Source organism: Rhodococcus sp. 7Tela_A2 (genome assembly GCF_049311045.1).
In the GTDB taxonomy this organism is placed as follows: domain Bacteria; phylum Actinomycetota; class Actinomycetes; order Mycobacteriales; family Mycobacteriaceae; genus Rhodococcus.
Genome location: NZ_JAXION010000138.1, coordinates 1 through 10,297, shown reverse-complemented (window position 1 = coordinate 10,297; position 10,297 = coordinate 1). Strand labels below are relative to the sequence as shown.

Here is a 10,297-nt window from a genome sequence, read left to right as displayed (position 1 = left end):
TTGGGGGGCGGGGGGGGTGCGGGGGGCGGGGGGGCGCTGACGGTGATCGGCGTGCGGGCCGGGGTGGCGGCCCGGAAGTTGCCGAGCAGTTCGGTGCCGTAGCAGGTGCAGATCGATTCGGGATGGAATTGCACTCCCCACAGCGGCCGGTGCCGGTGCTCGACCGCCATCAGCAGCCCGTCGTCGGTGTAGGCGGTGGCGACGAGCTGGTCGGGGACGTGCTCGGCGATCAGCGAGTGGTAGCGGACCGCGTCGAACGGGGACGGGATGCCGGCGAACAGACCGGTGCCGTCGTGCACGATCCGGCTGATCCGGCCGTGCACCGGCTCGGGGGCGGGCACCACCGCACTGCCGAACAGCTGGCACAACCCCTGGTGGCCGAGGCACACGCCCAGGACCGGCAGCCCGGAGTCGGCGAGGATGCGGTCGCTGATCCCGAAGTCGCGGGGCCGGTCGGGGCGTCCCGGGCCGGGGGAGACGACGATGTTGTCGAACCGGTGCAGCCCCAGTTCGTCCCACACGGTGTCGTTGGTGACCACGACCGGGGGAACTCCGTTGACGCGGGAGAGCAGGCTGTAGAGGTTGTAGGTGAACGAGTCGTAGTTGTCGACCAGCAGGGTTCGGGTCGGTGGCGGCGCAGACATGGCGGCCTCAGATCTGGGGGTCCCCGGAGCGCGCCGGGCGCGGACCGGCGTCGGCGCCCGCGGCGGCGACGATGTCGTCTTCGAGCCGGCAGGCTTCTCCGATGAGCAGGGTGTAGAGCGCTTCGACGAAGTCGCCGGACAGTCCGTTTCGGTGCGCGTAGTCCTGGGCGCGGCGATGCACAGCCTGCATCCGGCCGGGTTGGAGCACCGCGATGTTGTGGCGCCGTTTGATTTCCGCGACCCGGGCGCACAGCGCCAGTCGGTCGCGGACGTCGTCGAGCAGTGCGCGGTCGACTCGGTCGAGTTCGGTGCGCAGAGCGTCGAGTTCGGTTTCCGGTGTCGGTGCGGTCGTCGTATCCGCCGCGGTATGCCTGTCGTTCACGTGCGCTCACCCCTGTACAGCCCCCGGGGGTGGGGGTCGGATCGTGAAGTGTTCGACGGTGCCCGACTCGTCGGTTGGTATTCGCTCATGATTGCACGCAGCCGAACGGGGTGCCGACAATTGATGGATTTGTGCCACTCCGGCAATGCAATTGCGTCCGGGACGGAAAAGCGTGCCGGCCGATACCGCAGACAAAAGGCGAATGCCGTTGCGGGAACAATTCCCGCAACGGCATTCGGAGGTGGTGCTGGCCGGGCCTGTCAGGCGCCGCGGCGCTTCGCCTTGATCAGATCGAGGCGTTCCTGCAGCAGGACCTCGAGTTCTTCGACGGAGCGGCGTTCGAGCAGCATGTCCCAGTGCGTGCGCGGCGGCTTGACCTTCTTCGGCTCGGGTGCCGCGCCCTCGACGAGGGTGCCTTCCAGCCCGTTCTTGCACATCCAGGTGCCGGGGATCTCGGCTTCGTCGGCGAACGGAACATCGAACTCTTCGCCGTTGTCGCAGCGATAGCGCGCGATCCGCCGCGGCGCCAGATCGTGGTCACGGTCGGTTTCGTAGCTCACCGCGCCGAGCCGGCTGCCTCGCAGTACACGATCTGCCATGGTGGTGTCCTCTCTTGTGTGCTCCACCCGCTGGTGGGTCCGCCTTGCAGGCGGGCGCCCACGCGGGATCAACGTTCACCTCATGTCAACGTCGACGGGGCCGATTCCGTTCCCGCGGCCCGCCTCGAGGCCGGATACACCACATTACCGGCCGCCTCCACAGCGTCGGTAAAGTGTCCGGACATGACCGACCGCACCCGTCCGCCGGGCAGCTGCCTGTGGTGCGGACGCCCGGTCCCGGAGATCGGGACGGGCCGGCGCCGCCGGTACTGCCGGCAGTCGTGCCGGCAACGCGCGTACGAGCAGCGCCACACCACCCGTGAGGCGGGATTGCCCGAGGACGCGGTGGTACTCACCGCCGCCGAGGTGGAATCGCTGGCGGACCGCGCCTATCTGGTGCGCTGCGCCGCCGAAGATGTGGCCACTGCGGTCGCCGAGGGCGCCGACGCGGCGGAACTGGGCCGGTTGTGTACCGACCTGGTGTCCCTCGCCCGGGACGCCGAGCGGATCCGCTGACCGGACCCGCCCGGCCGGGCGTCAGGCGAAGAACCCGCCGATCGTGAACACCACCTGGCAGAAGGCACCGTTGGTGTAGTTGATCGAACCGAAGAGGCTGGCCAGCACCGGGCCGGTGCCGGTGTTGACCGTCTTCGACAGTTGCGGCACCCCGCCGGCCTTGTCGTCGAGGGTCTCGATGCCGCCGCGGAAGGTCTCCATGTTGAGCCAGACGAATTTGAGGTCGGCGGCCGCAGGGGTGACGGGGATGGTCGGTGCCACGAAGATCTTGAGCTGCCCGATCTGTACGTCCGGGTTCACGTTGGGGCCCGGTTGCACCCAGCCGGTGGTCATGGCGTACGGCACGAGGCCGCCACCGCAGCCGGGTCCGAGAGTGGGGGCGGGCTGCATGAACGGCTGCGGAGTGTTGCGCGGCGGCGGCGCGAACAGCGCCGACCCCGTTCCGGCGCCCAGCATGTCGTCCACGGCGCGGAGGGCGTCCGGGTCGGGTGCGGCAGCGGCCCGCAGCTGGTCGAGGGGCAGGCCCGGCGGAGCGGGCTCGGCAGCGGCCTGCGCGGGCAGGGTGACGGCCAGTGCGGTGGCGAACAGGGCGCCGAGAATACGGACGGTCCGGCGACGCGGCATCTGAATGCTCCTTCGGGTCGGCTGCGAGAAGTCGTGCGGGAAGGCGGCGAGCAGCGTGATCCACGGGCGACGACGCCCTGGGCACACGGTGAGGCGGGTGCGTGACGCGGACGTGCGCGGCAGCGGGAACTCCTGACGCGTACGGGGGTACCAAAATCCGAGGATAAGGATTCACCCCGCCGCACCGGGGGATTTCGCCGATATCTCCGAGCATTCGGGACATTTACCCCACGCCGAACGTCAGGTACGCCGCCGGCGCGATTCGGGAGAATTCCGGTAATTGTTTCGACAGGGCCTCGGAAATATTCGGTAAAGAATTCCCGGGCACATCCAAGATCGAATTTCGATATCTGGTGTATTTCCGGATACCTCTCGCCGAATGCGGGCGATCCGAAGTCATTCTGGTCTAACTTGGGGGAGTGCTTCCGGTCATGCCGGGAGCACGACACGGGGGCCGGTCTCGGCGAGAGAGGTTCGACGAGCATCGGCCCCGACGCGATGTCGGGGGCGCGCCGTTTACGCCAACATCGCTCTCGGAGGGGACATGTCGTTGCGACAGCGTCGTCTGCAGCTACCACCTGATGCTTTTCCGCTTTCGTCCGCACAACGTTCGATCTGGTTTGCGCAGCAACTCGCACCCGAGGTGCCGATCTGCATCGCCCAGTACGTCGATCTGCCCGGCGAACTCGACATCGACCGGGTACGGCAGGCCGGGTACGTCGGGGGCGGCGAGTTCCAGTCCGCCTACCTCCGGGTCGTGGAGGTCGACGGCGAGCCGTACCAGTACGTCGACCCGGCCTTGGCGGCGAAACCGATCGAAGTGGTCGATTTCCGCGCCGACCCGGACCCGCTCGACGCGGCGCACCGGTGGATGACGGCGGACTACTCCCGTCCGGTCGACCTCGCGCACGAACCGCTGGTGAACATGACACTGCTGCGGGTCGGCGATGCCCGCTATCTCTGGTACGGCCGGATCCATCACGTCGCACTCGACGGCTACGCCGCGATGACCATGGTCAACCGCATCGCCGCGCTGTACACCGCGGCCGTCGAGGGACGCGATCCCGATCCGTCGCGCGCCGCCGACCTGCGCACCCTCTACGACTGGGACCGCGACTACCGGGCTTCCTCCCGGTACGCCTCCGACCGGGACTACTGGATGGAGCGCGTCGCCGGCCTCGAGGACGGCTCGTCGCTGGCCACCCGCACCGGCCCGCTCGCTCCGGTCTCGTTGTTGTCGAGCATCCCGTTGCCCGACGACCTGGTGACTGCCCTGACCGCCGTCGACGAGGACGCCGGATCGTCGTCCACCGCCGCGGTGGTCGCCGCGTTCGGGTGCTACCTGGCGCGGATGACCGGCACCGACGATGTGGTGGTGAACCTGCCGGTCTCCGCCCGCACCACCGCCTCGGCCCGCCGCTCGGGCGGCATGCTCGTCAACACCGCACCACTGCACCTGCACATCGACCCGGACGACACCCGCACCGCCCTGGTGCGGCGCGTGCAGCTGGAACTGACCGGGGCGCTGCGCCACCAGCGGTGCAGCATCGAGGACATCCGCCGGGAATCCGGCACCACCGTCCCGCACGCCTACGCCGGTCCCACCATCAACGTGATGCTCTTCCGGCAGGAGATCGTGCTCGGCGACCTGCGCGGCGAATTCCACATCATGACGTCCGGACCGATCGAGGACCTGCTCGTCAATATCTACCAAAGTGGCACTCCGGCTACCACTTTCATCGATTTTCGGGGTAACCCGCACCGGTACGACGACCAGGAGTTACGTGCGCACCATCGCCGGTTCGTGGGACTGCTCACCGCGTTCCTGCAGGCCGACGGCGACGCTCCCGTCGCCGGGATCGATCCGGAGACGGCCGCGATCGGTGTCCAGCGTGCGCGCGCCGCCGAGGCCGCCACCTATTGGCAGGGCGTCCTCGCCGACGCTCCCGACCACCTCGCCTTGCCGCGGCCGGCCGCGAGCCCGGCCTCCGCAGCCGCCGATACGGGGGTGGCCGAGTTCGACACCGATCTGCCCGTCGCCCCCGGCACCGCACAGATGCTCCGCGACCACGCCGCCGACCCGGAGTCCGTGCTGGTGGCCGCGACGTCGGTGGTCACCTCGGTACTGACCGGCAGCCGGGACACCCTCGTGGGCGCCCCGTCCGGCACCGCCGTGTTGCCCTTGCGCAGCGACGTCGACCCCGCCGTGCCGTTCGCGCAGTACCTGGATCGGATGCGCGGGCTCGCCCGCGACGCCTCCACCCACGCCGACGTCGACCCCGCGGTGCTCACCGGCGCGTCCGTCCCCGTGGCCGTGGGCCTCACCGACTCGTCTGCAACACTCCCGCAGCCCGACAGCACCGCGCTGACGTTGCGCCTCGCCGCCGGCGGCGACGGGGTGCACGTCCACGTCCGGTACCGGCCCGAGGCAGTGGACGAGGACATCGCCCGAGGGTTCGTCACCCGCCTGGCCCGCGTCCTCGATACCGCCGCCACCGCCCCCGCGACCCCGCTCGGCGCTCTTCCCGTCGTCAGCGGCGGCGAACTCGACGGTTTCCTGCCCGCACGTGGCCGGCCGGCGACCTCCCCGCAGACGCTGCCCGAGATCCTGACCGGCGTCGCGGCGATCGTGCCCGACTCGGTCGCCCTGACCTGCGGAGACGACGCACTGACCTACCGGGAACTCGACGAGTGGTCCAACCGGGTCGCGAGAATGCTCGTCGCGGCCGGCGCCGGCCCCGAACGATACGTCGCGCTGGGAATCGGCCGATCCCTCGAATCCGTCGCCGCGATCTGGGCGGTCGCGAAGTCCGGTGCCGCGTTCGTACCGATCGACCCTGCCTATCCCCGCGACCGGATCGAGTACATGCTCGGCGATTCCGGCTCCGTCCTCGGACTGACGACACGGGCGCACCGCGACGCGCTGCCCGACGACGTGGACTGGCTCGTCCTCGACGACCCGGCGGTGCGCACCCGCATCGCGGGCACCGACGCGACCGCACTGACCGACATCGACCGCCGGGCGCCTCTGCGCACCGGCCATCCCGCCTACCTGATCTACACCTCCGGCTCCACCGGCCGCCCCAAAGGGGTCGTGGTTCCGCACCACGGCCTGGCGAATCTGTCGGTGACACTGCACTCGCGGCTCGCCCCCGAGCCCACGGCCCGCGTCTCGCACTTCTCGTCACCGAGCTTCGACGCCTCGATCTTCGAATACATGACCGCGTTCGCCATCGGCGCGACCCTGGTGGTGATCCCCGCCCACGTGTACGGCGGCGACGAACTGGCCCGGTTGCTGCGCGACGAGCGGATCACCCATGCCTTCTCCACGCCCGCCGCACTGGCCTCCGTCGACCCGGCCGGGATCGGCTGTCAGGCGATCACCGTCGCGGGCGAGGCCTGCCCTCCGGAACTGGCGGCCCGGTGGGCTCCCGGCCGTCGCATGTTCAACGCCTACGGCCCCACCGAAACCACCATCGTCGTCAACGTCACCGACCCGCTCGTCCCCGGCGAACCGATCACCATCGGCACGCCCGTGTGCGGCGTCGACGAGGTGATCCTCGACGCGCGACTACGCCCGGTCCCCACCGGGGTGACCGGCGAACTCTACGTCGGCGGACCCGGCGTGACCCGCGGTTACCACCGCAAGCCGGGACTGACCGCGACCCGGTTCGTCGCCGACCCGCACGGCCCCGCAGGCAGTCGCATGTACCGCACCGGCGACGTGGTGCGATGGCGGCCCACCCCCGACGGCGCCCCCACCGCCGAATACCTGGGGCGCTCCGATTTCCAGGTCAAGATCCGCGGGTTCCGCATCGAACTCGGCGAAATCGACACCGCCCTCACCGACCATCCCGACATCGCGTTCGCCGCCACCCTCGGCCGCACCGGTCCGTCCGGCGATACCGTCCTGGTGTCCTACGCGCTGCCCGAACCCGGCCGCACCGTGGACCACGACACGCTCCTCGAGCACCTGGCGCGCCGCCTGCCCGCCCACATGGTGCCGGCCGCGCTCGTCGAACTCGACGAGATCCCACTCACCGCGGTCGGCAAACTCGACCGCCGCGCCCTGCCGGAACCGGTGTTCGGGACCGCCGGCCCGGCCGGCACGGCACCGGCGACGGCCACCGAGGAGACCATCACACAGGTGTTCGCCGACCAACTCGGCGTATCCGGCATCGGCGTCCACGACAGCTTTTTCGACCTCGGCGGCAACTCGCTGATCGCCACCCGGGTGATCTCACGGCTCAACGACGCACTCGGCGCCGACCTGGGAGTGCGGACACTGTTCGAGGCGCCCACCGCGCACACCCTGGCCGCACAGATCGGCGAGGCCCCCACCGACCGCATCCCGCTGATCGCCGGGCCGCGCCCGGACCGGGTCCCGGTCTCGGCCGCGCAGCAGCGGCTGTGGTTCGTCAACCAACTCGACCCCGGCTCCGCGGCCTACAACATCCCGGTGGCATTGCACCTGGCAGGCCCGCTCGACACCGCGGCGCTCACCGCCGCCGTCACCGACCTGCTCGACCGGCACGAAACGCTGCGCACGGTCTTTCCCGCCACCCCCGACGGGCCGATCCAGCGGGTCGTGCCCACCGGCGACCTCGGGCCGGACCTGACCGCCGTCCCGATCGACGCCGCCGACCTCGACGCCGCCGTCGCCGAATTCACCACCGCCGGTTTCGATGTCACCACCGACCTGCCGGTGCGGGTCCGCCTGTTCACCACCGCCGACGACGAGCACGTACTGGCGGTGGTCGTGCACCACATCGCCGCGGACGGCGCGTCGATGGCGCCGCTGGCCCGTGATCTGGTCTCCGCCTACGCCGCCCGCATCCACGGCGCCGCACCGGCGTGGACACCGCTGCCCGTCCAGTACGCCGACTACACCCTGTGGTTCGACCGGCTGCTCGGCGACCCCGCCGATCCGCAGTCACGGGCCGCGACGCAACTCGACTACTGGCGCGACCGGCTCGCCGGTGCCCCGGACCTGACGGCCCTGCCCACCGACCGGCCCCGCCCACCGCGGCAATCCTTCCGCGGCGACACCGTCCGCTTCGACCTCGACCCGCAGCTGTACCGCGCGGTCGACACGCTGGCCCGCACCGCCGGAGCGACCCCGTTCATGGTCGTGCACGCCGCCCTCGCGGTGCTGGTGGCGCGCCTCTCGGGCAGCGACGACATCACCATCGGCACCCCGGTCTCCGGTCGCGGGGACCCCGCGCTCGACGACCTGGTGGGCATGTTCGTCAACACCGTCGCCCTGCGCAGCACCATCCGCGGCGATCGCGCATTCGGCGACCTGCTCACCGCCGTCCGCGACGACGACCTCGACGCGTTCGCGCACGCCGACCTGCCGTTCGACCGGCTCGCCGACACCCTCGCCGGCGCCCGCTCGGAGGCGTACTCACCTCTGGTGCAGGTGATGCTGGCCTTCCAGAACAACGAGACCGCGCACCTCGCGTTGCAGGACCTGACCATCGACATCGCCGAAATCGACACGGCCACCACAAAATACGATCTGCATCTGCTCCTGAGCGATGTTCCCGGCGACGACGGCACTCCCGTCACCCTCGCCGGAGCCCTGTCGTACGCGACCGATCTGTTCGACCATGACACCGCCGTCGCCTTCGGCGACAGCTTCGTGCGGTTGCTCGCCGCGCTCGTCGCCGCACCTGCCACCCCCGTCGGCGACGTCGATCTGCTCACCCCCGCCGAGCGCACTCGCATCCTGCACGACTGGAACGCCACCACCGCGCCGCGCAGCGACGCGACACTCGGCGACCTGTTCGCCGCACAGGCCGCCGCGACCCCGCACGCCCCGGCCGTCACGGCGGACGGCCACACCCTCGACTACGCCGACTTCGACGCGGCCGCCAACCGCCTCGCCCATGTGCTCCTCGACGCCGGCGCCGGACCCGAACAGGTGGTCGCGCTCGCCGTACCCCGCTCGCTGGACCTGCTCGTCGGCATGTACGCCATCGTCAAGACCGGTGCCGCCTACCTGCCGCTCGACCCCGAGCACCCGCCCGAGCGGCTGCGCTACGTCCTCGACACCGCGCACCCGGTGACGGTACTGACCCGCGAACGCGACCGCCTCACCCTGCCGCCCGGCACCCCCGTCCTGGACTTGGACACCCTCGACACCACGAGCGCACCCGCGACCGCACCCACGGTCGAGCACCGGCCCGGCCCGACCGGCGACACCCTCGCCTACGTGCTGTTCACCTCCGGTTCGACCGGCCGGCCCAAAGGTGTCGCGGTCGCGCACGACGCCATCGTCAACCGGCTGCGCTGGATGCAGCACACGTACCCGTTGACCGCCGCCGACACCGTCGTCCAGAAAACCCCCGCCACGTTCGACGTGTCGGTGTGGGAGTTCTTCTGGCCGCTGCAGGTCGGGGCGCATCTCGTCCTCGCCGAACCCGGCGGCCACCGCGACCCCGCCTACCTGCTGCAACTGATCGACGAACAACAGGTCACCGTCGCGCATTTCGTCCCGTCGATGCTCGAAGTGTTCGTCGACGCCGTCACCGCCGGACGCGGCCGGTCGCTGCGGCTGCTGTTCGCCTCCGGGGAAGCGCTGCCCGCGTCCACCGCCGCTGCGACCCGCGCGGCGCTGCCCGGCGCCGCGCTGCACAACCTGTACGGGCCGACCGAAGCCGCCGTGGACGTCACCGCGTGGCCCACCGGCCCCGCCGACACCGGTGCGGTACCCATCGGCACCCCGGTGTGGAACACCCGCACCTACGTGCTCGACGCGCGCCTGCATCCCGTCCCCCCGGGAGCGGCCGGGGAACTGTATCTCGCCGGCATCCAGCTCGCCCGCGGTTACCTCGACCGTCCCGCACCCACCGCGGAACGGTTCGTCCCCGACCCGTACGGACCCGCCGGCAGCCGCATGTACCGCACCGGCGACCTCGCCACCTGGCGCCGCGACGGCGCCCTGATGTACCTGGGCCGCACCGACTTCCAGGTCAAGGTACGCGGCCTGCGCATCGAACTCGGCGAAGTCGAACAGGTGCTGCGCAGCCACCCCGATGTCGCGCAGGCCGTCGTGGTCGTCTACCGGCGCGAGGACGACCAACTCGCCGGATATGTCGTGCCGCGACCCGACCGCGCCGTCGACACCGCGGCCCTGACCGCGTTCGCCGCCGCCCGCCTGCCGGGCTACATGGTGCCCGCCGCGCTGACGGTGCTCGACCGGCTCCCCGTCGGCCCCAACGGCAAACTCGACCGCCGCGCGCTGCCCGAACCGGCACGCACCGGAGCCACCGCCCTGTACCGGCCCCCGCGCACCCCGCACGAAGAACTCGTCGCCGCGGCGTTCGCGGACCTGCTCGGCAGCCCGACCGTCGGCGCGGACGACAACTTCCTCGACCTGGGCGGCACCTCGCTGCTCGCGATGCGCCTGGCCGCCCGGCTCGCCGCGACCCTCGATACCGACGTCGGGATCCGGGACCTGTTCGACCATCCCACCGTCGCCGACCTCGCCGCGCACCTGAGCGCCCCCGACCGCGCCGCCGCCACCC

The 10,297-nt window shown here is 70.9% G+C and carries 6 protein-coding genes; 2 read left to right on the top strand and 4 right to left on the bottom strand.

Features of this window, described 5'->3' with window-relative positions; genetic code table 11:
* The 3 genes from TVH25_RS19000 to TVH25_RS18990 all read right to left on the bottom strand — a co-directional run.
* Window positions 1-644 (bottom strand): anthranilate synthase component II (locus TVH25_RS19000; protein ID WP_422425207.1); only part of this gene is annotated, 644 nt, incomplete at its 3' end.
* Window positions 645-651: 7 nt separating this feature from the next.
* Window positions 652-1,026 (bottom strand): chorismate mutase, encoded by a 375-nt coding sequence (locus TVH25_RS18995; RefSeq protein ID WP_296549546.1) that lies wholly within the window; start codon window positions 1,024-1,026, stop codon window positions 652-654.
* A 260-nt stretch (window positions 1,027-1,286) separates the two neighbouring features.
* Entirely contained in the window at window positions 1,287-1,625 is a 339-nt protein-coding gene (locus TVH25_RS18990; RefSeq protein WP_169622300.1) for an RNA polymerase-binding protein RbpA, read from the bottom strand.
* A 183-nt stretch (window positions 1,626-1,808) separates the two neighbouring features.
* Here TVH25_RS18990 and TVH25_RS18985 point away from each other — a divergent pair, with 183 nt between their 5' ends.
* Entirely contained in the window at window positions 1,809-2,141 is a 333-nt protein-coding gene (locus TVH25_RS18985) for a hypothetical protein (protein ID WP_169622301.1), read from the top strand.
* 21 nt (window positions 2,142-2,162) lie between these two features.
* Here the strand turns inward: TVH25_RS18985 and TVH25_RS18980 are convergent, their stop codons facing one another.
* A complete protein-coding gene (locus tag TVH25_RS18980; protein WP_296549547.1) occupies window positions 2,163-2,765 on the bottom strand; it encodes a hypothetical protein in 603 nt (200 codons plus the stop codon).
* A gap of 544 nt (window positions 2,766-3,309) precedes the next feature.
* Between TVH25_RS18980 and TVH25_RS18975 the strand changes: the two genes are divergently transcribed.
* Window positions 3,310-10,297 (top strand): amino acid adenylation domain-containing protein (locus tag TVH25_RS18975; protein WP_422425206.1); only part of this gene is annotated, 6,988 nt, incomplete at its 3' end.